Annotated in this window: 23 protein-coding genes; 15 read left to right on the forward strand and 8 right to left on the reverse strand. The window is 59.7% G+C overall.

Translation table 11 applies throughout. The features are described from left to right. Positions 1-143 precede the first annotated feature (143 nt). The 5 genes from truA (at position 144) to glmM (ending at position 5291) form a co-directional block, all read left to right on the forward strand. Complete coding sequence (truA, locus tag HMPREF2999_RS03210; protein WP_070675881.1) at positions 144-1109, forward strand: tRNA pseudouridine(38-40) synthase TruA; 966 nt, start codon at positions 144-146, stop codon at positions 1107-1109. A gap of 364 nt (positions 1110-1473) precedes the next feature. Continuing rightward, positions 1474-1917 (forward strand): 50S ribosomal protein L13, encoded by a 444-nt coding sequence (gene rplM / locus HMPREF2999_RS03215; RefSeq protein WP_005505035.1) that lies wholly within the window; start codon positions 1474-1476, stop codon positions 1915-1917. A gap of 32 nt (positions 1918-1949) precedes the next feature. Further along, positions 1950-2441 (forward strand): 30S ribosomal protein S9, encoded by a 492-nt coding sequence (gene rpsI, locus HMPREF2999_RS03220; protein ID WP_005505036.1) that lies wholly within the window; start codon positions 1950-1952, stop codon positions 2439-2441. Between the two features lie 180 nt (positions 2442-2621). Beyond that, positions 2622-3689 (forward strand): polyphosphate kinase 2, encoded by a 1068-nt coding sequence (ppk2, locus tag HMPREF2999_RS03225; RefSeq protein ID WP_070675879.1) that lies wholly within the window; start codon positions 2622-2624, stop codon positions 3687-3689. Positions 3690-3932: 243 nt separating this feature from the next. Beyond that, positions 3933-5291, forward strand: coding sequence for a phosphoglucosamine mutase (gene glmM, locus HMPREF2999_RS03230; RefSeq protein WP_070599032.1), 1359 nt, complete (start codon positions 3933-3935; stop codon positions 5289-5291). A gap of 184 nt (positions 5292-5475) precedes the next feature. Here the strand turns inward: glmM and mscL are convergent, their stop codons facing one another. The 3 genes from mscL to coaA form a co-directional block, all read right to left on the reverse strand. Beyond that, positions 5476-5856, reverse strand: coding sequence for a large conductance mechanosensitive channel protein MscL (gene mscL, locus HMPREF2999_RS03235; protein WP_049327571.1), 381 nt, complete (start codon positions 5854-5856; stop codon positions 5476-5478). 292 nt (positions 5857-6148) lie between these two features. Then, positions 6149-7093, reverse strand: coding sequence for a M15 family metallopeptidase (locus tag HMPREF2999_RS03240; protein WP_070697709.1), 945 nt, complete (start codon positions 7091-7093; stop codon positions 6149-6151). Between the two features lie 151 nt (positions 7094-7244). Further along, complete coding sequence (coaA, locus tag HMPREF2999_RS03245; RefSeq protein WP_070675874.1) at positions 7245-8201, reverse strand: type I pantothenate kinase; 957 nt, start codon at positions 8199-8201, stop codon at positions 7245-7247. A gap of 184 nt (positions 8202-8385) precedes the next feature. Between coaA and glmS the strand changes: the two genes are divergently transcribed. The 3 genes from glmS (at position 8386) to HMPREF2999_RS03260 (ending at position 12627) form a co-directional block, all read left to right on the forward strand. Further along, positions 8386-10269 carry a glutamine--fructose-6-phosphate transaminase (isomerizing) gene (glmS, locus tag HMPREF2999_RS03250; protein ID WP_049338090.1) on the forward strand — a complete coding sequence of 628 codons (1884 nt, stop codon included), beginning with the start codon at positions 8386-8388 and terminating at the stop codon, positions 10267-10269. A gap of 264 nt (positions 10270-10533) precedes the next feature. Next, positions 10534-10971: a holo-ACP synthase gene (locus tag HMPREF2999_RS03255; RefSeq protein ID WP_049338091.1), complete on the forward strand. Its 438-nt coding sequence runs from the start codon at positions 10534-10536 to the stop codon at positions 10969-10971. A 69-nt stretch (positions 10972-11040) separates the two neighbouring features. Beyond that, on the forward strand, positions 11041-12627 hold the full coding sequence (locus HMPREF2999_RS03260) for a bifunctional ADP-dependent NAD(P)H-hydrate dehydratase/NAD(P)H-hydrate epimerase (RefSeq protein WP_070675872.1): 1587 nt from the start codon (positions 11041-11043) through the stop codon (positions 12625-12627). 218 nt (positions 12628-12845) lie between these two features. On the opposite strand, the gene HMPREF2999_RS03265 is transcribed toward HMPREF2999_RS03260, so the two are convergent. From HMPREF2999_RS03265 to HMPREF2999_RS03275, 3 genes are all read right to left on the reverse strand, one after another. Continuing rightward, positions 12846-14327 carry a sugar transferase gene (locus HMPREF2999_RS03265; protein ID WP_070675870.1) on the reverse strand — a complete coding sequence of 494 codons (1482 nt, stop codon included), beginning with the start codon at positions 14325-14327 and terminating at the stop codon, positions 12846-12848. A 507-nt stretch (positions 14328-14834) separates the two neighbouring features. Further along, a complete protein-coding gene (locus HMPREF2999_RS03270) occupies positions 14835-15617 on the reverse strand; it encodes a phosphatase (protein WP_070675868.1) in 783 nt (260 codons plus the stop codon). A 28-nt stretch (positions 15618-15645) separates the two neighbouring features. Continuing rightward, positions 15646-16908 (reverse strand): glycosyltransferase, encoded by a 1263-nt coding sequence (locus HMPREF2999_RS03275; RefSeq protein WP_070675866.1) that lies wholly within the window; start codon positions 16906-16908, stop codon positions 15646-15648. A gap of 144 nt (positions 16909-17052) precedes the next feature. Between HMPREF2999_RS03275 and alr the strand changes: the two genes are divergently transcribed. The 5 genes from alr (at position 17053) to tsaD (ending at position 21647) form a co-directional block, all read left to right on the forward strand. Further along, the gene (gene alr, locus HMPREF2999_RS03280) at positions 17053-18366 is read left to right on the forward strand and encodes an alanine racemase (protein WP_070675864.1); all 1314 of its coding nucleotides are present in this window, start codon (positions 17053-17055) and stop codon (positions 18364-18366) included. Continuing rightward, on the forward strand, positions 18366-18971 hold the full coding sequence (tsaE, locus tag HMPREF2999_RS03285) for a tRNA (adenosine(37)-N6)-threonylcarbamoyltransferase complex ATPase subunit type 1 TsaE (RefSeq protein ID WP_070675862.1): 606 nt from the start codon (positions 18366-18368) through the stop codon (positions 18969-18971). The genes alr and tsaE overlap by 1 nt, the downstream gene beginning before the upstream one ends. A 23-nt stretch (positions 18972-18994) precedes the next feature. Beyond that, complete coding sequence (gene tsaB, locus HMPREF2999_RS03290; RefSeq protein ID WP_070675860.1) at positions 18995-19846, forward strand: tRNA (adenosine(37)-N6)-threonylcarbamoyltransferase complex dimerization subunit type 1 TsaB; 852 nt, start codon at positions 18995-18997, stop codon at positions 19844-19846. Next, positions 19847-20386 (forward strand): ribosomal protein S18-alanine N-acetyltransferase, encoded by a 540-nt coding sequence (gene rimI, locus HMPREF2999_RS03295; RefSeq protein ID WP_070675858.1) that lies wholly within the window; start codon positions 19847-19849, stop codon positions 20384-20386. 160 nt (positions 20387-20546) lie between these two features. Further along, positions 20547-21647, forward strand: coding sequence for a tRNA (adenosine(37)-N6)-threonylcarbamoyltransferase complex transferase subunit TsaD (gene tsaD / locus HMPREF2999_RS03300; RefSeq protein ID WP_049338100.1), 1101 nt, complete (start codon positions 20547-20549; stop codon positions 21645-21647). A gap of 177 nt (positions 21648-21824) precedes the next feature. Here tsaD and HMPREF2999_RS03305 read toward each other — a convergent pair whose 3' ends face one another. Continuing rightward, the gene (locus tag HMPREF2999_RS03305) at positions 21825-22973 is read right to left on the reverse strand and encodes a glutamate--cysteine ligase (protein WP_070675856.1); all 1149 of its coding nucleotides are present in this window, start codon (positions 22971-22973) and stop codon (positions 21825-21827) included. Between the two features lie 347 nt (positions 22974-23320). After that, the gene (locus HMPREF2999_RS03310; RefSeq protein WP_246823062.1) at positions 23321-24769 is read right to left on the reverse strand and encodes a class I SAM-dependent methyltransferase; all 1449 of its coding nucleotides are present in this window, start codon (positions 24767-24769) and stop codon (positions 23321-23323) included. Between the two features lie 226 nt (positions 24770-24995). Between HMPREF2999_RS03310 and groES the strand changes: the two genes are divergently transcribed. After that, entirely contained in the window at positions 24996-25283 is a 288-nt protein-coding gene (gene groES / locus HMPREF2999_RS03315; protein ID WP_005505066.1) for a co-chaperone GroES, read from the forward strand. A gap of 106 nt (positions 25284-25389) precedes the next feature. Beyond that, a partial coding sequence (gene groL / locus HMPREF2999_RS03320) for a chaperonin GroEL (RefSeq protein WP_049355203.1) occupies positions 25390-26896 on the forward strand: 1507 nt, incomplete at its 3' end.

Here is a 26896-nt window from a genome sequence, read left to right on the forward strand (position 1 = left end):
AAATATGTCAATCCGCCGTCCACTGCTGTGGGCGGCGGATTGGTGTATCTGCATACTTAACGAGGAGACGGTTCTTGGCGTATTCGCTATACAAGAGCCGGCCCGTATTCTTCAACCGTCCGTTACCGCTGAAAGGCATACCAGTGCATAACGCTACTGCTTTAGAGAATCACGAAGCGCAGCCCTTCACTGCTACGCACCGCGTGCGCATTGATTGTGCCTACGACGGTTCTCTTTTTAGCGGGTGGGCTGCCCAACCGAACCTAGTTACCGTGCAGGGGGTCATTGAGAACGCCCTTGAACTGATTTTGCGGGCGCCTCACCGCGTGGTGGTCGCGGGCCGAACCGATGCCGGTGTGCATGCGGAAGCCCAGACCCTGCATTGCGATTTGAACGATGAGGATTGGACTCGCCTGCAAGGTCGAACTGGGGAGGACGACCCGACGGCTGCCCTGGGCCGCCGCCTCACCGGCGCTCTTCAGCGTTGTCTTTACGATGCGGAAGAGCAGTTGAACTTGCCGAAGAACGTTCGCGGTATTCTGCAGGGCGCTATTCAGATTCACCGCGTGAGCGAAGTTTCTTTTGAATTTGATGCGCGCTTCTCGGCTACCGGTCGCCGCTACGTATATCGCATCGCAGATGGCGCGGCGGACGGTCTTAATCCTCTGCACCGTACCTACACCTGGGCGGTACCTGAGCACCTGGATTGTGCTGATCTTAACCAGTCGGCGCAGCAACTACTCGGCCTGCGTGATTTTCTCTCCTTCTGCAAGCCGCGTGAAGGCGCGACCACGATTCGTGAGCTGCGAGAGCTTAGCTTCACTCGTACTGAAAGTGGCCTTATTGAGGTGCGTGTGGTGGCTGATGCCTTCTGCCATCACATGGTGCGTTCACTCGTGGGCGCGCTGGTGCTCTACGGCACGGGTAAACGTGACGCCGCCTGGTTACGTGAGCGGATCGAGAACCCGGGACGCGAGGCCTCGCTGACTCTGGCGCCTCCGCATGCTCTGGCACTAGCTGAGATTTACTACCCTGCCCCGGAGCTGTATGGAGAGCAGGCGGAACGTGCTCGAGCAAAGCGCGAGGACTACGAAGCACAGAGCGCTTAACGCCCTGTATATATTGAGCCCCGTCACGTTGCTCATGCGCCGTGAAGCGTCGCGGGGGAGCGCAACTACCTCAGGTGAATTACACGGATGGAATTTAAAATGTGTTTAAGGCAAAAAAGCCCTATTTTTAAGGCTTTGGCGGTGGATTAAGCACTCGACGTCCTGTATAGTCTTGATATGTTGTGCGTGTTCTACCCGAGCGCGCTCTAAATCGCTGTCTAGTTGCAGGACGTTAAGGCGGTCTAGAGTACGGGCAGAACGGGCGGTAGCTCGGTCCTCACCCGGGTGTTCGTCATGCACGTAAGTAAAAGGCGCGATACCCAACTAAGCGCCGTATGTACATTTCGAGACAAAGGCCAATATTTTGCGCACTTATACTCCCAAGCCCGGCGAAGTCGAGCGCCAGTGGCACGTCATTGACGCCACCGACGTTGTTCTCGGCCGCCTCGCAAGCCAGACCGCTATCCTGCTGCGCGGTAAGCACAAGCCGACTTTTGCTCCCCACGTTGACACCGGTGACTTCGTTATCATCGTGAACGCTGAGAAGGTCGCCCTGACCGGTGCAAAGCTCGAGCAGAAGCGTGCATACCGCCACTCGGGTTACCCCGGCGGTCTGAAGTCCGTGAACTACGCAGAGCTGCTTGAGACCAACCCCGTTCGCGCGGTTGAGAAGGCTGTTAAGGGCATGCTGCCCAAGAACAAGCTTGCTGCACAGCAGCTCAAGAAGCTGAAGGTCTACGCTGGCCCCGAGCACCCGCACGCGGCACAGCAGCCCAAGACCTACGAATTCAACCAGGTCGCCCAGTAATTCGGGCCTACGAAGAAACAATAGGAGAAATCGTGGCTCAGAACGAAGAGCAGATCGTAGTCGAGGAAGAGCTGACCAGCTACACCTCGGAGTCCGCTGCCCCCGCAGCGGCTAAGGCAGCACGTCCGGCACTGACCGTTGCAGGCGCAGCAGTTGGTCGCCGCAAGGAAGCAGTGGCACGCGTTCGCGTTGTGCCCGGTTCCGGCAACTGGACCATCAACGGTCGTAGCCTGGAAGACTACTTCCCCAACAAGCTGCACCAGCAGGACGTCAACCAGCCCTTCAAGCTCCTGGAGCTCGAGGGTGCATACGACGTCATCGCACGCATCAACGGCGGTGGCCCCTCCGGTCAGGCAGGTGCTCTGCGCCTGGGTATCGCTCGTGCACTGAACGAGATCGACCGCGAGAACAACCGCCCCGCACTGAAGAAGGCTGGCTACCTGACCCGTGACGCACGCGTCATCGAGCGTAAGAAGGCTGGTCTTAAGAAGGCACGCAAGGCTTCGCAGTTCTCCAAGCGTTAATCGCTGGTTTTTACGAAGCGTTACGCCCCGCTTCTCCTTCGGGAGATTCGGGGCGTTTTGCGTATCTACTCACCGTGAGCGTTACAAGGTTATAGGGTGCATATAACTGTTACGTTTGTTCATCGAAGAGCACACCGGTAGAGTTAAAGAGTCAAAGCAGACAGGAAGAAAAGAGTACTCATGGCAGAGCAGAATCCCTCCACCCAGCCCGAAAAGAAGGCAGTGGAGGCTCCTCAGACTGAAGCCCACCAGCACGCCGCTGAAGGCGCACACGCACACACCGGTTCTGAGAAGAAACAAGCCATCAAGGAAGCCCTGAAGCCCCAGGCACGCCGCACCTCCGTTGTCGAAGACTACTCGGCAGAGCTGGACGAAATGGCTTCCCTCACCCGCGCCCTCGGCAAGGACAAGAAGGACGACGAAACCTCGCAGGCATGGAAGAAGGGTTACCCCTACGACACCAAGCTCAGCCGTAAGGCATACGAGAAGGAAAAGCGTGCCCTGCAGATTGAGCTGCTGAAGCTGCAGCTCTGGGCTAAGTCCACCGGTCAGAAGATTCTCATCATCTTCGAAGGCCGTGACGCAGCGGGTAAGGGTGGCTCCATCAAGCGCTTCACCGAGCACCTGAACCCCCGTGGTGCTCGCGTTGTGGCACTGGAGAAGCCGACCGATATCGAGCAGACTCAGTGGTACTTCCAGCGTTACATTAAGCACCTGCCCTCCGGCGGCGAAATCGTCCTGATGGACCGCTCCTGGTACAACCGTGCCGGTGTTGAGCGCGTTATGGGCTACTGCACCCAGGCACAGTACTTCGAATTCATGCGCGAAGTTCCGGACTTGGAGCGCATGCTGGTGAACTCCGGTATTCATATCATCAAGTTCTGGTTCTCCGTCACCCGCGAAGAGCAGCTCGCACGCTTCACCTCCCGCCGTACCGACCCGGTTCGTCAGTGGAAGCTTTCCCCCACTGACCTGGCATCCCTGGACAAGTGGGACGACTACACCGCGGCGAAGGAAGCAATGTTCTTCTACACCCACACCGGTGACGCCCCCTGGACCGTTATCAAGTCCAACGACAAGAAGCGCGCACGTCTGGAAGCAATGCGTTACGTTCTCACCCAGTTCGACTACCCCTCCAAGGATGAGGCAGTCGTGGGCGAGCTCGACTCGCTGATCGTCCGCTCTGCATCGGACGTTTTCGAGGATGAGTCCGGTGACTCTCCCGACGGCTTCCCGGTCGTCAAGTAAGCGTTGATAGATAGGGGAGAGCAACAACTCAACCCTGCGGCGATAAAACCGCCAAACAGCTTGCACTGTGAAGGTGCCTGTCTCTCTTTTCCCAGCCCCGGGAACGGAGAACAGGCGCCTTCGCGCTTTTACGCAACACCTAGCTATGAAGCAGATATGTAGCCGCTGAAAATCACTTTCTGATTCTGAAGAATTTACAGTGTATGAGCCTTAGCAGAGTTATGCGCATCGTAAAATAAAAGGGTGACTGAACGACTTTTTGGAACCGACGGCGTACGCGGTCTGGCAAACGATGTAATTACTCCCGCCCTGGCTATGGAGCTCGCGCAGGCGGCTTCTATTGTTCTGGGCTTTGACACGGTAGAAGAGGGTGTACGCCCCCGCGCCGTGATCGCAAATGACTCCCGATCCTCTGCAGACTTTATTGTCTCTGCGATGAAGGCTGGCTTCGCTAGCGCAGGTGTTGACGTGCTGGACGCCGGCATTGTCCCCACCCCCGCAGCAGCTTACCTGGTGGCACACACCGGTGCTGACTTCGGCGTGATGATTTCTGCATCGCACAACCCCGCAGCGGACAACGGTATTAAGTTCCTGGCCCGAGGCGGCCAGAAGCTGGAAGACTCCGTTGAGGACGCCATTGAGCGCGTCTACCGTGAGAAGTCCTTCCGCTACCCGACCGGTGGTGCTGTGGGTACCGTCAAGCCCCTGGAGAACGGTACCGAGGCTTACGTGAAGCACCTGGTCTCCACCCTGCCCGAAGGCAAGCCCCTCGCAGGCAAGAAGATTGTTCTGGACTGCGCAAACGGTGCGGCATACGCAGCATCTCCCGCAGCTTTCGAAGCGTTGGGTGCAGAGGTTATCGCACTGGCTGTAGAGCCCAACGGCACCAACATCAACGACGGCGTGGGCTCCACCCACCCCGAGAAGCTGCAGGCAGCAGTCGTTGAGCACGGCGCGGACCTCGGCATCGCCCACGACGGCGACTCCGACCGTTGCCAGGCAGTTGACGAAAAGGGCAACCTGGTAGACGGCGACCAGATCATGGCTATCCTTGCTGTTGCTGCTAAGCGCGAAGGCAAGCTCGCAAAGGACACCCTCGTCGCAACCGTGATGAGCAGCCTGGGCCTGGAGCTGTACCTGCGCGAGCACGGTATTACCCTCGGCCGCACCGCTGTGGGCGACCGCTACGTCCTCGAGTCCATGCGCGAGCACGGCTACAACCTCGGTGGCGAGCAGTCCGGCCACGTCATCATGAGTGACTACGCAACCACCGGTGACGGCGTTCTGACCGGCATCCAGCTGGCTGCAGAGGTGGCTCGTAGCGGTCAGACCCTCTCGGAGCTGGCATCCCGCATGCAGCCCACCCCGCAGCGCCTGATCAATGTCAAGGGCGTTGACCGTGCGGCGGTCAAGACCAACGAGGCGCTCGCCACCGCTGTGAGCGAGGCTGAAGGCGTACTGGGTGAGAGCGGCCGCGTGCTGTTGCGTGCATCCGGCACTGAGCCTCTGGTTCGCGTGATGGTTGAAGCCGCAACCCAGGAACAGGCTGATGAGGTTGCTCAGCAGCTGGCTGACGTTGTGGCTAAGGAACTGGCACTCTAAACGTATTCTCTTCCGGCGCGAAGACCGCAGTGGAGGATAGAGAAAGGGCTGGGAAGGTAACACCTTCCCAGCCCTTCTTCGTTATCTTGAGCGGGTGTAGGGGGGGGGAAAAAGAGAATGCGGAAAACCCCCGTATCCACAGGGGATACGGGGGTTTGAAAGTTAGTGTTAGAGAGCAGAGAAATTACTTCTTTGCCAGAGCGTCGCGGATCTCCTTGAGGAGGTCAAGCTCGGTCTCTTCCTTTTCAATAGCCTCGTCTTCAGCCTTCTTCTTAGCCAGCGCGAGTTCAGTCAGCTTCTGAGTGGGCACAACAACTGCGAAGTAGACAGCAGCTGCAATCAGGATGAAGTTGACAATAGCGGTCAGGAACACGCCAACCTTGATCTGGCCGAAGACCAGGAAGTTGTCGAAGTTGGGGGAGCCAACCAGCATGGAGATAGCCGGCATCAGGACAGCCTGGACAAGCGAGGTCACCACAGCGGTGAAGGCGGTACCCATAATCAGACCAACTGCGAGGTCGATGACGTTACCGCGGATTACAAAATCTTTAAAACCCTTAAGCATGAGATATAGAATAGCGCCTTTTCACCTCAGAAAATGCCATATTCTGAGAAAATTTTCACCGTAAAGCATGTGTTTTTCTTCACAGTGGGTCCGCGGTGCCCAATACTTAAGGTCTAGGTCACATAAAGGTGAGTAAAAATCTCTGAAACCTGCGAAAAACCGCGGATTTACGCGGCGTGTACGCGAAAAAATATGCATCTGCTGTGCCTATTTATGCCCGGCACGGAAGCTAGAAATACGATGCACATCACCACTCGACGCACCGGGCAAGGCTGAAAGCTTAGCTCAGACCCTAGTTCGCACTTGCATAATCGGGTGCCGCACCCGTACCGATAAACTCCTCAAAAGTCTTCGCGCCCGAAGACATATACTCCTGGGCAATCTGAACACCCACATAACGGTAATGCCACGGCTCAAAAAGGTAACCCGTCACCGACTGGCGGCCATCAGGGAAACGCAAAATATATCCGTAACGCGGAGCATTCTTCACCAACCACTGACCAGCCAGCGTATCGCGGTAACACTCCTCCAATCGGCAACCCTCAGGAGAAGCAAAATCAATCGCCAAACCCGTCTGATGCTCCGAATAGCCGGGACGAGCCGACAACTGATCCGCCACCTGTTGGCCGTTCACCGAAACCCAATACTGATAGGTCTGCTGCTGCACCGCATACGAACGATACGCGCTAGATACAAGCAGGGTCACGCCGTCGGTCGCCGCCGCATCAATCATCGTGTCCGCCGCCTTAGCCGCCTCAGCACGCAATTGATGACCGTAGAACTCCACCAGGTCACTCGGCTCCCAATCCTGCTGCGCAAAGGGACGCATCTTATTCACGAGGCAACGCAACGAGTCCGGCTGAGACTCAACACTAGGCTGAGCAAGAGCCAACGGGGAAGAAGACGCGCTCGCAGAAGCCGAAGCGCTGGCAGAAGCACTGGTCGCAGAAGCAATAGGGGAGGGTGCGGTAGAAGAGGCCGCCGCAGTGGAAGAGGCACTAGAAGAAGCCGCCGAAGCCGTCGCAGACTCAGAAGCAGAAGCGCTCGCTGCAGAAGATGAAGAGGAGGCACCCTGACCCTGCGAAGCACAAGCCGCCAATAGTGCGGTACCGCCAACCCCCAAAGCGGCACCCAAGAGGGTGCGGCGGTTCACCGCAGAACTATTAACCGCAGAACTATTAACCGCAGAACTATTAAGAGACTCCTGAGCAGTAGACGTACGGTGCAGGGACTTCACAATAACTCCTCATCATGGCGTAGATGCAAACAAAAAGCGCCGGAAGCCTAAACCCACCCCGCGAGGGAGTGGAGCCTCCGGCGCCTTCTACTAGAATGCACCACAATACCGGCTAAAAGCCGCACACGAACACTAAAAACCTAAAGAACCTCTAGTTCTTACGCAGAAGAACCTGCTCCACGGTATGCTCGGCACCCTTCTGCAGAATCAAATGCGCACGAGCACGAGTCGGCAAAACATTCTGCACCAGATTCGGCTCATTCACGCTCTTCCAAATGCCGGTCGCTACCTCAACCGCCTGCTCATCGCTCAGCTCCGCATAACGCTTGAAATACGACTCCGGATTCGCAAAAGCCGAAGAACGCAGAGTCAAGAAACGATTCACATACCAGCGCTCAATATCCTCAGTGCGGGCATCCACATAAATAGAGAAATCAAAGAAATCGCTCAGCGTCAGATCGGAAGTCTCCGGACCCTCAGCTTGAGAAGGCGCCAAAACATTCAAACCCTCAAGAACCAGAACATCCGGTGCGGTGACCTCAATATGTTCATCCGGCATGATGTCGTAATACAGGTGCGAATACTTCGGCGCCACCACACGCTCGGCACCGGACTTCACCTGCGACACAAAATTCAACAGGGCACGGCGATCATAAGACTCCGGGAAACCCTTGCGGTGCATAATGCCGCGACGCTGAAGCTCCGCATTCGGGTACAAGAAACCATCCGTAGTTACCAACTGCACCTTCGGAGTCGAAGGCCAGCGACTCAAAAGAGCCTGCAAAATACGAGCCGTCGTCGACTTGCCCACAGCGACAGAACCCGCCACACCAATAATGAACGGGACACGGCGCTGAGACACATGCAGAAAATCATTCGTCATATGGTTTAACGAAGAAGCAGCAGTCACGTACAGGTTAAGAAGACGAGAAACCGGCAGATAAATACGCTGCACCTCCTCAAGGTCGACAGTTTCACCCAGACCACGAAGAGACTCAATTTCCTCAGCACTGAGGGGGACAGAAATCTCATCGGCTAGGTGCGACCAGCGGGAACGGTCAAGATGCATGAAGCGGTCATCGCCAGAAAAATACGGTGCGGTGCTCATTTATCTAAGTGTACGAACTTTCAGCCCGTGGGGAAAATATCTACTCTCACGGTACGTCTGAAGAAATAAATGTATGGAAAGAAAAGGGTAAAACCTGAAAAAGCCAGGAAAGCCACATTAAACGTGACGTATAACGGTATTTCACCGTGCACATATTCGGATACTTGTGGGATAAACTTATAGCATGTGTGGAATCGTAGGATATGTAGGTCTGGACACTGCTCCGGACGGTAACAAGTTTGACCACAACGCATACGATGTGGTCCTCGAAGGTCTGCGCCGCCAGGAATACCGCGGCTATGACTCTGCTGGCGTGGCACTCGTGTGCCCCGACGGCATCGTATTCCGTAAGAAGGCTGGTAAGCTCCTGAACCTTGAGAACGAGGTCAAGGAACACCCCCTGCCTGACTCCCAGATTGGTATCGGTCACACCCGTTGGGCAACCCACGGTGGACCCACTGACAACAACGCTCACCCCCACGTTGTCGACAACGGCCGCCTCGCCGTCGTACACAACGGTATTATCGAAAACTTTGCAGAACTGCGCGCCGAGCTGCTCGCCGAAGGTGTAGAGTTCGCATCTCAGACCGACACCGAGGTAGCTGCAGCAACCATTGCAAGCATCTACAACAAGCTCGGTACCGGTGACCTCACCGAGGCAGTACGCGTAGCATCCAACCGCCTGGAAGGTGCGTTCACCATCCTGGCTATCCACGCCGACCACCCGGACCGCGTTGTGGCAACCCGCCGCAACTCCCCGCTGGTCATCGGCCTGGGCGAGAACGAGAACTTCCTCGGCTCGGACGTCTCCGCGTTCATTGACTACACCAAGGAAGCCGTCGAAATGGGTCAGGACCAGATCGTGACCATCACCGGCACCGACTACTCCATCATCGACTTCGAAGGCAACCCCGCAGAGGGCAAGCCCTTCCACATCGAATGGGACGCAGCAGCAGCCGAAAAGGGCGGCTACAACTCCTTCATGGAGAAGGAAATCCACGAGCAGCCCGCAGCCGTCGAGCAGACCCTCATGGGCCGCCTTGACGAGAACGGCAACCTCACCCTCGACGAGCTGAACATCGACGACTCGGTGCTGCGCTCGATCGACAAGATCATTGTCGTCGCATGTGGTACCGCAGCATACGCAGGCCAGGTGGCGCGCTACGCCATCGAGCACTGGTGCCGCATCCCCACCGAGGTTGAGCTCGCACACGAGTTCCGCTACCGCGACCCCATCGTGAACGAGAAGACCCTCATCGTGGCACTCTCGCAGTCCGGTGAAACCATGGACACCCTGATGGCAGTGCGCCACGCACGCGAACAGGGCGCAAAGGTTATCTCCATCTGCAACACCCACGGCTCGACCCTGCCCCGCGAATCCGACGCTGCCCTGTACACCCACGCAGGCCCCGAAATCGCAGTGGCATCCACCAAGGCATTCCTGGCACAGATCACCGCAGCATACCTGCTCGGCCTGTACCTGGCACAGCTGCGCGGCAACAAGTACAAGGACGAAATCGCTTCGATCCTCGCCGAGCTGCAGAACATGCCCGCAAAGATCCAGAAGGTCATCGACAACGACACCCAGGTCAAGGAACTGGGCGTCGAAATGAAGGATGCCTCCTCCGTGATCTTCCTCGGCCGCCACGTGGGCTTCCCCGTCGCAATGGAAGGCGCACTCAAGCTCAAGGAAATCACCTACATCCACGCTGAAGGCTTCGCAGCAGGCGAGCTCAAGCACGGCCCCATCGCACTGATTGATGAAGGCCAGCCGGTTATCGTGGTGGTTCCCTCCGCAAACGGTCGCGACTCCCTGCACGGCAAGGTCGTCTCCAACATCCAGGAAGTGCGCGCTCGCGGCGCCTTCACCATCGTCATCGCCGAGGAAGGCGACGAGGCCGTCAAGCCCTACGCAGACCGCCTCATCACCGTCCCGGCATGCCCCTCGCTGTTGCAGCCCCTGCTGGCAACCGTGCCCCTGCAGATTTTCGCATGCGCACTGGCAGAAGCTAAGGGTCTGGACGTTGACCAGCCGCGTAACCTCGCAAAGTCCGTGACCGTGGAGTAATCTTTAGGAGTAATCCTCGGAAATCGCCTCAGCGATAACGAAAGGGCGGTGGTTGAGTTCTTAGAGAATTCAACCACCGCCCTTGTCGTTTAATCGGGCGGTTATTCGTGGAGTAGCCAACACAAATGACGCTGTGAAACAGACATCAACCATGCGTCATATTTGACGCTATCCCACCTAAAAGAAACGAATCTCGCTAGACTTAAAACAAGAGAAACCGCAAACAGGACGCGGTCACCACCCCTACCGTAAAAGGTGAAACTCATGATCATGGGAATCGGCGTAGATACCGTCAACATTGAACGATTCGAACGAATTGTCACCGAAACACCAGCCTTCGTCCGCCGCGTCTTCACCCCCAACGAACGCACCCGGAACGTACGCTCCCAAGCCGTACGATTTGCCGCCAAAGAAGCAGTCGCAAAAGTACTCGGAGCACCCGCCGGACTCAACTGGCAAGACTGCGAAGTAGCTACTGCCGAAAGCGGCCAGCCCTACCTCATCATTCAGGGCACCATCGCCCGCCGAGCCAAAGAACTCGGCATCAACCGCATTCACCTCTCGCTGACCCACGACGAACCCATGGCCATCGCCATCGCAACCGCCGAATACCTCAGCGACGCAGAACTGGCGCACCTGCAAAAGTTCAACCCCGAAAGCTACCGACTCAGCGTCATCGCCGGTGACAACACCGACGACTAACGTAGAGTCACACCAACACCACACCCGGTGACCCCTAAGGCCCGCACGGTGCCACCCAAGGAGACAGCAATGAAGCTCATCTACACTGCTTCCCAGGTACGCGAAGCAGAAAAGCCCTACATCGAAGCCGCCGACTACGACGGCTACCTCATGCAACGCGCCGCAGATGCCGTCGCAGCCGAAGCACAGGAGCTGCTCCACGGCATAGAAAACGCCAAAATCCTGCTCCTCATCGGCCCGGGCAACAACGGCGCAGACACCATCTACGCCGGCGCCCGTCTCAGCGCCAAGGGCCACCGCGTTGACGCAGTCATCTTCGACCCCAGCGAAAAGAACCTCGAACTCATCGCCCGCGAAGGCGGCGAAGGTACCCGCGTACTCGACCCCGAACACACCCTCGAACACCTTACCGGCTACGACCTGACCATTGACGGCATCCTCGGTACCGGCTCCAGCGGCGCCGTACGCGGTGGCGCCGGCGAATACCTGGGCGTACTCCGTGCAGCGCAGCTCGACGGTAAGCTCGGCGCAGTCCTCGCAGTAGACACCCCCTCCGGAGTCGACAACAACCGCGGAACCGTGCACGAACCCTCCCTGCGCGCCAATCGCACCGTCACCTTCATCGGCCACAAGCTACCGGCAGGCACCTGCCACAGCGTCCACTCCGGAGACATCAAGCTCTACGACCTGGGCGTACCCGAAGCCCTCAACACGCACAAGCCCGCCCTGCGCGTTCTCGACCGCGAAGACTACCGCGAACTCATCGAAGTACCCGACGAGCACTCCCACAAGTACACCCGCGGCGTACTGGGCATGCTCACCGGAAGCCTCGAATACCCCGGCGCCGCCCTCATGAGTGTACGCGCAGCCCTTAACACCGGCGTGGGCATGGTCCGCTTCAACGCCAACTCTCACGAGCTACGCCAGCTCATGATTGCCCACAACCCCGAAACCGTCTACTTCAGCGGCGCCCCCGCCCTGCAGAGGGTCACCGTCTGGGCTGGCGGCTCCGGCTCTAGCCACGACTCGCTGGATAAGAACCGCTACCTGCTCCACTCGCCCGAACCCGCCATCCTCGACGCGGGCGCCTGCGACCTGGCGGCAGAATACCTGGCAACCGGCAAGCCCCTCGGCTTCCACAAGATCCTCACCCCGCATGCCGCAGAGCTCGAACGGTTCCTGCGCATCGTGCACGAGCTCGCCCCCGAAACCTGGAAGAAGCACCTGGGCGACGCCATCGTACCCAGCCGCAAGGATATCGACGCAGAGCCCTTCCGCTGGGTGCGTGCCGCCTCCGAACTTTCCGGTGCCACCGTCATGCTCAAGGGCGGCTACACGCTCATCGCGGCACCCAACGGCGCCACCTACAGCGTTGCTGGAGGAAGCCCCTGGCTCGCCACCGCAGGCAGCGGCGACACCCTCACCGGCATCTACGGTGCCCTGCTCGCCCAAACTGTAGCCGCCTTCGACGCTCGCGGAGAAGCTCTAGAAGGTTGCACCTTCGCCTCCATCGGCGCGCTCGCAGTCTACCTACACGGTGAAGCAGCACGCGCCAGTGCCACCGGAAGCGTCAAGGACGCTCTGCCCGGCCCGGCACCCGCAACCCGCGTCGCGCAGATGCTCCCCGAAGTCATCGCGCGCCTCATCGCTGAATAGGGGAGCGGAACTAGCGCCCTGATGTTCTGACGCTTGTCTAGAAGCGAAGAGCTAACCAGACACCCTGGGCACACAGAAGGGGCGTGAATCCACCGGAAATGGATTCACGCCCCTTTTTCAACGCGCTTATATCAATGTACGATGCCGAGCTGCCTGTGCCGGGACAGCATCATAAAAACCGGCATACGCACCAGTGGGAGAAACTCTCACCATCCTTCTTAGTACGCGCCTTCCTTAGCGAAAACCGCACGGACAGTACGCAGAAGAATAATGAAGTCACCGGTAAGCGACCAGTTCTCAACATAGTAGAGATCCAGACGAACCGACTCTTCCCAAGAGAGATCACTACGACCCGAAACCTGCCACAGACCGGTAATACCCGGCTTCACCAGCAGACGGCGGTACGCAATGTCCTCATACTGCTCAACTTCCTCAACCAGCGGAGGACGCGGACCCACCAGCGACATATCGCCAATGAACACGTTCCACAGCTGAGGCAGCTCATCAATCGAGTACTTACGGATGAACTTACCAATGGGGGTAATACGCGGGTCGTCCTTCATCTTGAAGAGCACGCCGTTACCCTCGTTCTGCTCCATGAGGCGCTTCTTGACCTCTTCAGCGTCAGTACGCATCGAACGGAACTTCACCATCTTGAAAAGCTCACCGTTCAGACCCACACGACTCTGCAGGAAGAAGACCGGGCCACCATCACGCTTCACCAGCAGTGCCACCACCAGGAATAGCGGAGAGAGCAGAACCAAACCCAGACCCGAAGACACAACATCCACGGTGCGCTTGAAGAACGCCGACAGACCGGTAATACGCGGAGTCGACACATGCACCAGCGGTAAACCGTTCAACGGCTGCATGTGCATACGCGGACCAGCAATATCGGTCGTCGCAGGAGCCATAATCAGCGAAATATGCGCATCAGCCAGCTTCCAACCCAGCAGGCGAACCTGATCCGGGCTCAAGTGGTGACCATTCGTAACAGCAACCATATGAATATCGTTCTCGCGGATGGCTTCCATAATGTCAGCCGGAGAAGTGCTGTAACCAAGCACCGGAATCGGCGCACCAGCAACAGTGGTACCCGGAGTGAAACCGGGCAGATAGAACGCAGCGGGGGACAGACCGGAAGCAACCACGCCCTCCAGGTTCTTGTACAGGTGCTGACCGGTCGTCACATCAGAAATAATCATGACGCGAGTGAGCGCACGACCGCGGGTACGCGAACGCACCAGACCCTGACGAATCAGCCAACGCTCAACGAGCAGAAGGAACAGACCCAGCGGGTAAGCAATCAGCAGGTACATGCGGGTGACGTCAACCTTGAGGAAGAACGCCACAATAATCAGCAGACAGAAGAAATAGGTGCTACCGCGAGTAATGAGACGGTACTCCTCGTTGCCGAAACCCATGATGCGCAGGCTACGGGAGCCGTTCACCTGGAGGATAAACCACCAGCCGACGACCAAGCCGACGCCCAGGAAGACGTAATCAATAGCGGGAATACGGCCATCCAGGGCGTTAATAGGCCAAACGTTCACATAGGGCAGGTCAGCATTCTCCCACCCGAAACGAATCAGATGCGCAGCGACAACCGCAATAACAATGGCGAGAAAATCGCCAAAGTAAAGGGCACGCTGAACCTTGGGATGCCAGCTTCGCTTGACGACGAAGTCTGAACCCCACATTTTTTTAAGACGATCTTGTACTTTCAACGGTGTAATCTTCCCCGGAAATTTGTCCTGTGTCGTGGACTGAGAGCGGCGAATAGGCACATTTACCCCTAATTATCGGTGTAAGGGAGACGTGTCCTAGTCTATGTTCTGAATGAATGAGTGAACCCTTAATCTTGCTGAGTGAATGATGGCAGAGATTACGGTAAAGGCGCTGGTTAGACGCCTAGTGGAGCGTTATATGAACCCACAGAGCGCATAAACATGTTCCGTAAACTATTCTACGGGGTCGGGGGTCTTACGTCTCGAAGAATAAAGCCGTAAAGTCGCTCCCGCGTGATGAAATCAATCACAGAAAAAGAAGAGAATAAGAGCCCCCGAGAAGAATGCCTAGTGAAGCTAAGAAACTCCTAAAAACACCAGACTGTTTCACGCACCTGCAGAAAAACAATAACCGGCATATAAAACGACAAACCCCAGAGGCTCAATCACAAACCCTACACACACGGCGTAAAAGGGACATTAAGGACGCTCAAGCCCCGCACGATCCAAAATGAAATCAATCATCGGCTCATAACGACGCGGCGGAACGTTATCGTCCATCGGCACGCACACCGGCAGGTCCCCCTGCTCAGCCGCCACAAACAGACCCGGATCATTACAATCCGCAATACCAATCGTCAGCAGCTTACAGGTCGAGGAAGCATAACCAGCCATACCGTGATCCGAAACCACCAGATCCGGAGTCACACCGCGCGCCTTCAACTGATCCAGTGCGATGCGCATCGGGCCGGGGAAATGCGTATGCTGCAGATTACCGTACTGCTCAAACATCACGACATCCATAATCTGACGGACATCGCCGTCCAGGAAGCGCTCGCCCTCCTCAATCTGAAGAACCTCAGCACCGGCAGCCTTCGCAGCCGCAGCCATCACCGCATAGATGGGGAACAGGCCCGCCGGGTGACCGGTCGCAAACAGAATACGAGAACCCGCACGCACCGCCTCACCGAAGATGCGGGCGTACTCCTCCAGCGCGCTAATGCACTGCTCAGCGCCAATAGTGTCCTGACCGTGAGTATGCGAACGATCCGGGTTCAGACCCGCGCGGCGAACCATCACCTCAAACACCGAATCGTAATCCCACTCACGGGTCCACTGCACACCAAACTCAAGGTGCTCATTACCATCCAGGAAACCCTGAATATGGTCCAGGTTATTCTCTCGGGCGGTTACCACCTCGCCGGTAATACGCACAGAATCCAGGTACGCAGCGAACTCATCGCGGCTCATCGAGAAAGACATTAAAACTCCTCACAACGTGAAAAATACATTACTGCGAGATACCCTCACGTACCTCGGCATAAGCTTCCAGGGTCTTACGCGCCGTCTGCTCCCAACCCATCGTGCGGGCACGCGCTGCGGCGTTCGCACCCAACGAATGACGCAGATACGGGGCACGCACCAGACGCTCAATAGCTGCAGCCCAACGCTGCGGAGTACGAGGCGCCACCAGCAGGCCCGTACGGTGGTTCTCCACCGCAAAGCGCAGACCGTCAGCATCCGTAGCGAGCACCGCCGCGCCGCACGCCTGCGCCTCCAGAGCCACCAACCCGAACGTCTCAGACGACGACGGGGACGCCACGATGTCGGCGGCACGGAAAATATTCGCCAACTCAGACGCCGGAACCGGGTCCTTCAAATGCACCCGATCTGCCACACCCAGCTCAGCTGCACGCTGCAACAGGCGGCGCTCATAATCCGAATCGGAGCGACCAATAATATCCACGTCCACCTGCAGGTCAGAGGGGAGCAGTGCGAGCGCCTCCACCAGCAGATGCGGGCCCTTCAACGGCTGAGGCCTACCGGCAAACACAATGCGGCAACGAGTCTCCGAGGTGTCATTGAGCGGATGCACGCCAGGAATCGTATGGAAAATTGAGGTGTCAACACCCGGGGGGATAATGGCAAGCTTCTGCGCGTCCGTACCGTAGTACTCGCCCATCTGCTGCGCCTCCAGGGGAGTATTCACAATCACCCGGCTCGCGGAGCTACTCATCAGACGCTCGGCGCGGTATCGTTCCTCAGGCTCGGGCGCTTCACCTTCGCCGCGGCGCGCATCCTTGGCGGCAGCCGTCGTATGCGGAGTGAAAAGAACGGGGACAGGGAAGCCAACGCCCTGAGCCGACCACAGCTGGGAAGCGCGAGCCGCAGCCTGACCAGACAGCCAATAGTGGGCGTGGATAATATCCGGGGTGTACAGTGCCTGCTCCACACACGCCTGCGCAAAATCATCGGTGACCGTAGCCAACTCGTTCTTCGAAAGACCACGAGCGGACGGAAGATCAAGGCTGTGGCGCACAAGGCGCTCACCGGGCTGAGGAGGCTGACGGAACGGCGAATCAGCCGGAAGCGCCTCACCGCGGTCCAGCGTGAAAACCTCAACCCGTAGTTCGGGATCGAGCTCCAGCATGGCGTGCACCGACCGGGCAATATAGACGTTCATGCCGCCTGCATCTCCGCTACCGGGCTGCGCAAAAGGGTCGGTGTGCATGGAATACACGTGAACCGTCCGAACCGGCGGCAGAGTGCTCATCGATGCTTTCCTCTCTCAAAGGTGTACCTGACCTAGTGTAGCGCGACAGGACTTTCGCACACCGGGAGGTCTAGAATTTAGTAGAAGAGAGGCTGCCCAAGCACAGCCTGTAGTACCCGCCCGTCAGAAGGACCGTGAAGGACCATGACTCACCCTCAGCAGCCTGCCGAACCGCTCTACTGCCCGCCCTGCACTCCGGCAGAGGCAGAGCGAAGCGCCACGATTGACCTTGATGCGCTAGAACATAATGTGCGCCGCCTCAAGGAACTTATTGGCGACCGTGCGCTCATTGCAGTGATTAAGGCGGACGCGTACGGTCACGGCGCGTACCCGGTGGCACGTTCGGCTATTGCCGCCGGTGCTGACCTGCTGGGTGTGGTGCACGTGAACGAGGCGCTGGAACTGCGTGCTGACGGTATTGAGGCGCCACTCATGGCGTGGCTGCACACCCCCTCCACCGACTTTGAGGCGGCACTGCAGGAGAAGATTCGCCTGGGTGTTTCCGGTTGGGACCTGGAGGCGGTAGCTGCCGCAGCCGAACGCACCGGCGAGCGCGCTATCGTGCATCTGAAGGCTGATACCGGTCTGGGTCGTAACGGTGCGACCGCTGCGGATTGGCCTGCGCTGGTGGCTCGCGCCGCCTCCCTGGAGAAGTCTGGGCTGATTACGGTTGAGGGTATTTTTAGCCACCTGGCGGTTGCTGATGAGCCGACCCGCGCCGAGACTGCTCAGCAGCTCGACACCCTGGATACTTTTGTGGCTCAGGCTCGTGAGGCTGGCCTGGCCCCGAAGATCGTGCATTTGGCGAACTCGCCGGCGACCCTGACCGCCTCGCTGGAGGGCTGGGATACGGAGGAGCGTCTGCTTGGTGACGGCGTGCGTTGCGGCCTCGCGCTGTACGGTCTTTCCCCGCTGCCGGAGGTCACCGCTGAGGACCTGGGGCTGAAGCCCGTCATGACGGTGGGCAGCTATATTGCCGCTGTGAAGGAAGTTCCTGCAGGTCAGGGTGTTTCCTACGGTCTGCGCTACCACACTCCCAAGGCAACCACCCTGGCGCTGGTGCCGCTCGGCTACGCTGACGGTGTGCCGCGTATTGCGGAGAACGCGCCGGTGCGCATCTACCCGGGCGCGCAGAACGCGGAGGACGGCTCCGTGCCTAACAATACGGAAGGTAAGACCTACCGCGTGGTCGGCCGCGTCGCCATGGATCAGATGGTCGTTGACCTGGGCGAACCCGGTCTGAGCGACCCCGCCCTGGGATACCTGGGGGCGCCCGCTATCCTTTTTGGTGCCGGTGAGAACCCGCCCGTGGAAGAGTGGGCGGATGCCGCGCAGACCATTAACTACGAAATCGTGACCCGCATTTCGTCCCGCGTGGAGCGCCTCTACGTTGGCGGCTCCTGGGTTGAAGCTGAGCTGAACGAGCTGTGGGGTACCGGGCAGGAGCAGGAGGGCTAATGAGCGCTGAGTACATTTCTGCCGCACTCGACCTGGATGTGACCGGCCCCGACCATACCCGCCGCCTGGCGCTCACCTTGGCACAGCACCTGAACGCCGGGGACGTACTGTTGCTCTCGGGCGAGCTCGGTGCGGGCAAGACTACGTTCACCCGCTCCCTGGGTGAAGGCCTGGGCGTGCGCGAAGGCGTTATCTCACCGACCTTCGTGCTCTCGCGTGTGCACCCGAACCTGCCGGATGGCTCCCGCCCCGGCGGGCCCGACCTGGTGCACGTGGACGCCTACCGCCTCTCCAGCGCCGAAGAGCTCGACGACCTGGATCTTGAGTTCTCTCTGCCGCGCTCTGTGACCGTCATCGAGTGGGGCCGCGATAAGGCTGAGCACCTGAGCGATTCCCGCCTGGAGCTGGACTTCACCCGCCTGACCGGTGCAGATGCACGCTTCGCCTACTCGGCTGCCGAAGAGTTCAGCTGGGACGACGAAGACGAGGACGAAAGCGACGAGGAAGCGGACACCCCCGAACCTCGCCTGCTGCGGGTGCGCGCCTTCGGCCCCCGCTGGGAGCACGCTTTCGACGCACTGAAAGAGGCCCTGCAGAGCGCCTAGAGCCCGCGCGTTAGAATGATAGGGTGCTAGTACTTGCCCTTGATTCATCCGCCACCGCATCTGTGGCGCTCGCCCGTGTGCACGGCTCCGAAGCCGGTGCGTCCTTCGAAATCCTCGCCCGCTACGAGAGCGAAGATACTCGCTCCCACGCCGAGGTGATGGGCCCCTACGCGCAGGCGGCCCTGCAGGACGCTGGCGTGCGCGGCGAAGATTTGGATGCGATTCTGACCGGTACCGGTCCGGGACCTTTTACGGGTCTTCGCGCCGGTATCGTTACTGCGCGCGCTCTGGGTTTTGCCTGGTCGGTGCCGGTGTACGGCATGATGAGCCTGACCGCCCTGGCTGAGCGTGCTGTGTCTGGCGTGGTTGCCGGTGAAGCTGGCGTAGACACTGCCGGGGAAGAGAACGCAGAACGAGCGTTCGCCTCTGCTGAAAGTGCTGAACTTATAGAAGGTGCTGAGCTGCTCGTACTCTCCGACGCACGCCGCCGCGAAGTCTACTCCGCCCGCTACCGCGTGAATGCCGAAGGCTACAGCCTGGTGGACGGCCCGAACGTATGCCCCGCCTCCGAAATTCTGCCCGGTGGGGCTCCCTCCTATGCCTACGGTTACGGTGCTGGCCTGTACTCCGAGGCCCTCGAAGAACACGGCTGGACCATCGTCGAATCTGCCCGCGGGGTTCACCCCCACGCCGAGTACCTGGTTGCCGCCGCGGCACGTCTGGGCGTAGAGAATCTGAGCGAGGACACCTCCGCCCAGTACCTGCGCGACTCGGATGCAAAGGTCCCCGCCGCAATGCTCGCCCGCCAGCAGAAGCAGGCCGCACAGGCCGCCGGTCAGGCTACTGCGCAGACTGCCGCGCAGAAGGAGGGCTAAATGAGCGCTACCGACAATATCGTGCGAGACGACCTGGCACTGAATAACCTGGCGCTGAATAATCTGGCTATGGGCGCCCGCCTGCGCGTTGCCGAACTTGCCGACGTGCAGGCCATGCACCGCATGGAAACCACCCTGTTCCCCGCCGACGCCTGGCACATCGACATGTTCCTTGAGGAACTGACCCACCCGACCCGCACCTACTACATGCTCGAGCTGCCGGTGGAGAACCCGGAAAGCGACGAGGGCAGCTGGCGCGCCATCGGCTACTGCGGAACCATGGTCGTAGCCGACACCGCCGACGTTCAAACCATCGGCGTGCTCCCCGAATACGAGGGCCACGGCTACGGTCGCGCCATGCTCGAGCAGATGCACGAGCGCGCCCGCGAGCAGGGTGCCGAGCGCATCCTGCTGGAGGTGCGTGCCGACAACCCGCGCGCCCAGCGCCTCTACGAACGCAACGGCTACCGTGCGATTCACGTACGCCGCGGCTACTACGATGACGGAACCGACGCCATCATTATGGAATGCACGTTCTAAATACTCCGTTGGGCTAAACGGCAATCCCCGCAAGATGGGCGAGCTTCCGCCACCCTCTATGACGCGGCATCCCTACACCACGGCATTCCTACGCAACAGCATCCTTACATCACTGCAACTAGAAGCACTACGCGCAGACAGCGCAACAGAAAGATAGACTATGAGCACTCGCGAACCCCTCGTTCTGGGCATCGAATCCTCCTGCGATGAGACCGGTATCGGCATTGTGCGCGGTGCACAGCTGCTCAGCAACACCATCTCCTCCTCCATGGAAGAGCACGTGCGCTTTGGCGGCGTGATCCCCGAAATCGCCTCCCGCGCTCATCTGGACGCCATGATCCCCGCCCTCAAGGCGGCACTCGCCGAAGCGGACATCACCCTCGATCAGGTGGACGCTATCGCCGTCACCGCTGGCCCCGGCCTGGCGGGCGCACTCATGGTGGGTGTCTCCGCGGCGAAGGCGCTCGCTATTGCTACCGGCAAGCCCCTCTACGGCATTAACCACCTGGTCGCCCACGTTGGCGTTGGCCTGCTGGAGGACAACGGCACCGAAGACGGCTCCGACCTGCTGGCGAATGCCGGTTCCGGTGGCCTGGGTGCTCTACTAGTCTCTGGCGGTCATACCGAAATCCTGCAGGTGCGCGATATTACCTCCGATGTGCGTCTGCTCGGCGCGACCCTCGACGATGCAGCAGGCGAGGCCTACGACAAGGTCGCCCGACTGCTCGGCCTCAACTACCCGGGCGGCCCCGCGATTGATCGCGCCGCCGCCGAGGGTAACCGCAACGCCTTCGTGTTCCCGCGCGGCCTGTCGAACCGCAAGTTCATGGGCACCGCCGAGGAACCCGGTGCGCACCGCTACGATTTCTCCTTCTCCGGCCTGAAGACCGCCGTGGCGCGCGTGATTGAAAGCTTTGAAGCAGCCGGTGAAGAGGTCCCGGTTGCCGATATTGCCGCGTCCTTCCAAGAGGCGGTCGTGGACGTCATCACCAAGAAGGCGATGCTTGCCTGCCGCGAGCAGGGCATGAAGACCCTGCTGCTCGGCGGTGGCGTGGCGGCTAACTCGCGCCTGCGTGAGCTGCTTGCCGCCCGATGCGCCTCCGAAGGGGTGCGCCTGATTATCCCGAAGTTCACCCTGTGCACCGATAACGGCGCGATGGTTGCGGCGCTGGGTGCCCGCCTGGTCGCTGCCGGTCGTGAGCCCTCGGGTGTGGACTTCACGACGGACTCCTCGCTGCCGGTGACCACGGTCTGTTTCTAGGCGGGCTGCCTCTAAACGGTCTACCTCTGAAATAGCTACTTCCGCAGGGATTATTAGCGCGAGCCCGTTGATGCGGCTCGCCTCGAAAATGCTCATAGAGATGCCTCGGCACAGTCTCCCAAAGGACTGCGCCGAGGCATCTCTGTATTCAAACTTTAGCTGCGGGGGAGGGTGGCTCTAACGCAGCGCTCGCGCACGAGACTGCGCGGCAACATCCAGCGCCACCTCACGCAGAGAGCCGGTCTTCTCAAAGACCGCACGCTGACGATCAGCACCCGTACCCTCGGCGAGGATGCGGTGTACCTGCGCCAGCTCTACCTCGCAGTCAAGGTCGCGTGCCACCGGCTCCAGCTTGAGCAAAAGCAGCTCAAAATCTTCACGCAGGGTACGCTGTGCCGGCTCGTTAGAGACCACGATCTTAGCCTCCAGGCCGTAGCGGGCAACGCGCCACTTATTCTCCTGCGCGTGCCAGGGGGCGAGCACCTCAACGCTTTCACCCGCCTCAATCTGGCGGGAGAAGTACTCCACCAGGCACTGCGTGAACGCCACGATTGCCGCAACATCCGGCAGGGAGGCGAGGCCATCGCAATAGCGCATTTCAATGGTGCCGTAACGCGGAACCGGGCGAACATCCCAACGGTCCTCGCTCGGGTCGTTGATCACGTCGGTTGCCACGAGTGACTCCAGGTACTCGCTGTACTGCTCCCAGGTGTCAAAGTGGAAGGGCAGACCGTTCGTAGGCAGCTGCTGGTAAAGCTGGGTGCGGTGCGAAGCGTAACCGGTATCGATTCCGTCCCAGTAGGGGGAAGAGCACGAAAGCGCCAGCAGGTGCGGTCCGTAGTTGGTCAGCGCGTCAATAAGCGGCAGAACCTTATCGCGAGAGTCAATACCCACGTGCACGTGCACACCGTAAATAACCATGTGGCGGCCCCAATACTGGGCGCGTTCGACCACACGCTGGTAGCGTTCCTTCGCCACGACCGGCTGGTCAGCCCAGTGGGAGAAGGGGTGAGTGCCGGCGGGGTAGAACTCAACGCCGAGCTCATCGGTGATGTCGCGCAGGGTATCCGTCAAATCCTGCAGCTGACGGCACGCCTCAGCGGCGGTGCGGCAGATGCCGGTCACCACCTCGACGGTGTTCTCCAGGAATTCGCCGGTCACGTGCGCGCGGTCGGAGGCGGGCTCAAGCAGCTCGGGGCGGCGCTCGCGCAGGATGGATAGCACCTCGCTGGCGCGCTGGGTCAGTGCGCCGCTTTCACGGTCGATGAGCGCAATCTCCCATTCCACGCCGAGAGTGGACTGCGGGGAGGTAGCAAAGTCGATCATATTGCCTTTCCTGCGTCTGGAAATAGGGTCGTGCATGGTGCCGACTATGGAAGTTATTATCGGTGGGCTCTGCCCGGCTGTGCGCTAGCCGGTGGGAGCTGGCTCCTTGGGGGAGTGCCTCTACTAGGCCGCGCATCTTTATCCGGCACAGCGTCTTTATCGGGCACCGTATCTAGTGTACGGTCTTGCGGTGCCCGGTGCCCTGTCGAGTGCAGAATCCGGAACGGAAACGTCATGAATCGTCACGAACGGTAACCCGTCCTCGGGTCTGGGCAGTCGGGTCTGGGCAGTCGGGTCTGGGTCGTCAGTGCTGGGTAGTTAGGGATGGGCGGCCGGGGCTGGCGAGGTTAGAGCGGGCGCACATGCCAGCCGATGCGGCGTGAATCCCTACCCGAACCGATGCGGGTAAAGACCAGCGTTGCCGGACGGTACGAGGGCTCCTGCACACCCAAAGAAGAATTAGCGTTCTTTTTCTGTTTCTTCTTGGAAGGCTTAGAACCCGCAGAACCCAGCAGGCGCGCACGCAACTGTTCCGGAACGATGTCCACGCCACGCTTCTTAATCGTCAGCGCCGTAAAGCCCTGCTCACGTACCCAACGCTTCAGCTGCTTCTCCTGCAGGGGAATATCCTCCAGCACCTCGTAGCAGGCAACCAGCGGATGCTCCACCGGCTCGGCAGAACACAGGTATGCTAGGTGCTCATCCAGCAGGTGCGCGCCAATACTCTGCGCAAACTCAGCGACCAGGTGCGAGCGCACAATCGCCGGGGCGGGCTCCAACAGGTATTCACCCGGCTGCGGCAGAGACACCGGAACGTCAACGCTCTGCTCCGCCTCTTCCGCCGTCAGGGAGCTGCGGAAGCTCACCGCCTCGTACGGCGGCAGCAGGGCGCTGGTTTCGGCGGTGCCTTCGGTTGATCCTTCGTTAGGGGCAGCCTCTTCGTCAGACAGCTCGCGTACAGAGGTCGCCGTGCGAGCCACTCCCTCCTGAGCCAGCGCGTTAAACCAGAGCACCAACTCGGCAAGGGAACCCTCCGACTGAATCCACTCCGCCTCAACGCGCGGGTTCGGGTTCGCATCCGAGGCAATATCTTCGGGCGAGGGGATACCCTCGTGAGGAAAACCGGGACCCAACTTCGCGCCCATCGGCACGCCCGTACGAGCCAGATTCAGCACGAACGAGAACGGGGGAGAGAATGCCTCCGGATCAAAAAGGCGCTCCGTCTGAGCTTTCTTTGCACCGCGCAACTCGCGGCGTGCCGGGTCCATCCACACAATGCCCACCGGCTCACCGGAAGCGTCCAGAAGTTCACCGTGCACATAATCGGTCACATCCCCCGAATACACGCGCGCCTGCGGGCAGAACTTAAGGTTCTTCGCCGCAAAAGAAGCCGTCAGCGGGTCCAACTCCACCGCAACCACGGCACCGCGATCCGCCGCATATACGGCAGAATCCGAGGCGATACCGCACCCCAAATCAGCCACCGTGCCGGCAACCGGGCGCAGGCGCTGAGTACGATAGTGCGCAATCACCGGGCGGGTCGCCTGCTCAGCCGCCTCCTGAGTCAGCATGAGCGTGCGGGCGCGATCGCCGAACTTAGTGCGTGCACGGGCACGAGCCTGCGCCAGCGAAATAATCTGTGCAGACTCCTCGGGGCTGAAACCGCGCGAACGCAAAGAAGTAACGGCGCTGAGCGTATCCGAGCCCAGCGGGTAGAGCTCATCGGCTGCCGCGAGCGCTTCGGTGCTGAACGGAAGCTCGGCGGCGGGAGTAAAAGGGGATGCGGGAATAGGCATACTCCTCATTTTACGGGGTGCCGGTTTTGAGAGGTGAGGAGCCCGATTTGCCCAGCTTTTTGCTCAGCGTTCGCCTTGCGGTGAAACACCCCGGCAGAGGGGCGCTTTTCTTGACCGAAAGAACAGGTGAAACTAGAGTTGAGGTAGCACTCGAGACAGTCATCGGGCGCGCCACTGCGCCGCTGTCTCGCATCAAACGTAAATCCACAACCCGGAGGAACCGATTATGGCTATCAAGCCCCTGGAAGACCGCGTCGTTATCAAGATCGAGCAGGCTGAGCAGACCACTGCATCCGGTCTGGTCATCCCCGAAACTGCGAAGGAAAAGCCGCAGGAAGCACGCGTTGTCGCCGTTGGCCCGGGCCGCGTGGATGAGAAGGGCAACCGCATTCCCGTAGACATTAAGGAAGGCGACGTTGTCGTGTTCTCCCGCTACGGTGGCACCGAGGTCAAGTACCAGGGCGAAGAGTACCTGATTCTCTCCGCACGCGACGTTCTGGCAATCGTCGACTAATTACTTTCAGATACTCATGCGCCGTACCGCTCATCCGGTACGGCGCATGAGCTATCATCTGCCCCTCAAATTTTCCTTTCTGTGACGCACTAGGAGTAGCGAACACATGGCTAAGCAGCTTGAATTCAACGATGCCGCCCGCAAGTCCCTGCAGGCTGGCGTCGATAAGCTGGCAAACGCGGTCAAGGTAACCCTCGGCCCGCGCGGGCGCAACGTTGTGCTCGACAAGCAGTGGGGCGCACCCGTCATCACCAATGACGGCGTGTCCATTGCCCGCGAAATTGAACTGGACGACCCGTACGAGAACCTGGGCGCCCAGCTGGCGAAGGAAGTCGCCACCAAGACCAACGACGTAGCCGGTGACGGCACCACCACCGCAACCGTGCTCGCACAGGCACTGGTCAACGAGGGCCTGCGCAACGTCACCAGCGGCGCGGCACCCGCCGACGTCAAGCGCGGCATTGAGGCTGCTGTGGAGGCTGTCTCCGCACGCCTGCTCGAGAACGCACGCCCCGTGCAGGGCCCCGAGGTAGCGCACGTTGCTGCTATCTCGGCGCAGTCCGAGCAGATCGGTGAGCTGCTGGCTCGCGCCTTCGAGAAGGTCGGCCAGGACGGCGTCATCACCATCGAAGATGGCTCCTCCACCGAAATTGAGCTGGACATCACCGAAGGTATGCAGTTCGACAAGGGCTATCTCTCGCCCTCCTTCGTCACCGACGCTGAGCGCGGCGAAGCAGTGCTGGAGAACAGCCTCGTGCTGCTCTACCAGGGCAAGATTTCCACCATCGCAGAAATCATGCCCGTGCTCGAGAAGATCGTTCAGGCGAAGAAGCCGCTGACCATCATCGCAGAAGACGTTGACGGCGAGGCGCTTTCCGCACTGGTCGTGAACAAGCTACGCGGCACCATCAACGTGGTGGCTCTGAAGGCTCCCGGTTTCGGTGACCGCCGCAAGGCAATCATGCAGGACCTGGCAATCCTGACCGGCGGTACCGTCGTGACCGGCGAGCTCGGCATTGACCTGCCGCAGGTCACCCTGGAGCACCTGGGCTCGGCACGCCGCGTGACCGTCACCAAGTCCCACACCACTATTGTGGACGGCGGCGGCGACCCCGAGGCAATCGAGGACCGCGTGCAGCAGCTTCGCCGCGAAATTGAGCGCGTGGATTCCGAATGGGACCGCGAGAAGCTCAAGGAGCGCCTGGCTAAGCTTGCCGGCGGCGTGGGCGTTATCAAGGTCGGTGCCGCAACCGAGGTTGAGGCCAAGGAGCGCAAGCACCGCATCGAGGATGCTGTGTCCTCCACCCGTGCAGCTCTGGAAGAGGGCATCGTCTCCGGCGGCGGTTCCGCACTGGTTCACGCGCTGAAGGCACTGGACGGTATGGACCTGGGTAACCACGACGCAAACGTGGGTGTGCAGATTGTCCGCCGCGCCCTAGTTCAGCCGCTGCGCTGGATCGCTGAGAATGCTGGCGAAGACGGCTACGTCATCGTCTCCAAGGTCTCCGAACTGCCCGTGGGTCACGGCTTCAACGCCAAGACCGGCGAGTACGTGGACCTCATCGAAGCCGGCGTGATCGACCCGGTGAAGGTGACCCGTTCGGCTCTGCAGA

This window comes from Rothia sp. HMSC066H02, assembly GCF_001814995.1.
GTDB lineage: Bacteria > Actinomycetota > Actinomycetes > Actinomycetales > Micrococcaceae > Rothia > Rothia mucilaginosa.

Bases quoted from the DNA above. Each gene is read 5' to 3' on its own strand.
- HMPREF2999_RS03270 (WP_070675868.1), bottom strand. From the start codon at position 15,617: ATGTCTTTCTCGATGAGCCGCGATGAGTTCGCTGCGTACCTGGATTCT.
- HMPREF2999_RS03275 (WP_070675866.1), bottom strand. From the start codon at position 16,908: ATGAGCACTCTGCCGCCGGTTCGGACGGTTCACGTGTATTCCATGCAC.
- glmS (WP_049338090.1), top strand. From the start codon at position 8,386: ATGTGTGGAATCGTAGGATATGTAGGTCTGGACACTGCTCCGGACGGT.
- rimI (WP_070675858.1), top strand. From the start codon at position 19,847: ATGAGCGCTACCGACAATATCGTGCGAGACGACCTGGCACTGAATAAC.
- groES (WP_005505066.1), top strand. From the start codon at position 24,996: ATGGCTATCAAGCCCCTGGAAGACCGCGTCGTTATCAAGATCGAGCAG.
- mscL (WP_049327571.1), bottom strand. From the start codon at position 5,856: ATGCTTAAGGGTTTTAAAGATTTTGTAATCCGCGGTAACGTCATCGAC.
- HMPREF2999_RS03255 (WP_049338091.1), top strand. From the start codon at position 10,534: ATGATCATGGGAATCGGCGTAGATACCGTCAACATTGAACGATTCGAA.
- HMPREF2999_RS03265 (WP_070675870.1), bottom strand. From the start codon at position 14,327: ATGTGGGGTTCAGACTTCGTCGTCAAGCGAAGCTGGCATCCCAAGGTT.
- tsaE (WP_070675862.1), top strand. From the start codon at position 18,366: ATGAGCGCTGAGTACATTTCTGCCGCACTCGACCTGGATGTGACCGGC.
- HMPREF2999_RS03305 (WP_070675856.1), bottom strand. From the start codon at position 22,973: ATGATCGACTTTGCTACCTCCCCGCAGTCCACTCTCGGCGTGGAATGG.
- HMPREF2999_RS03260 (WP_070675872.1), top strand. From the start codon at position 11,041: ATGAAGCTCATCTACACTGCTTCCCAGGTACGCGAAGCAGAAAAGCCC.
- ppk2 (WP_070675879.1), top strand. From the start codon at position 2,622: ATGGCAGAGCAGAATCCCTCCACCCAGCCCGAAAAGAAGGCAGTGGAG.
- HMPREF2999_RS03310 (WP_246823062.1), bottom strand. From the start codon at position 24,769: ATGCCTATTCCCGCATCCCCTTTTACTCCCGCCGCCGAGCTTCCGTTC.
- coaA (WP_070675874.1), bottom strand. From the start codon at position 8,201: ATGAGCACCGCACCGTATTTTTCTGGCGATGACCGCTTCATGCATCTT.
- alr (WP_070675864.1), top strand. From the start codon at position 17,053: ATGACTCACCCTCAGCAGCCTGCCGAACCGCTCTACTGCCCGCCCTGC.
- tsaD (WP_049338100.1), top strand. From the start codon at position 20,547: ATGAGCACTCGCGAACCCCTCGTTCTGGGCATCGAATCCTCCTGCGAT.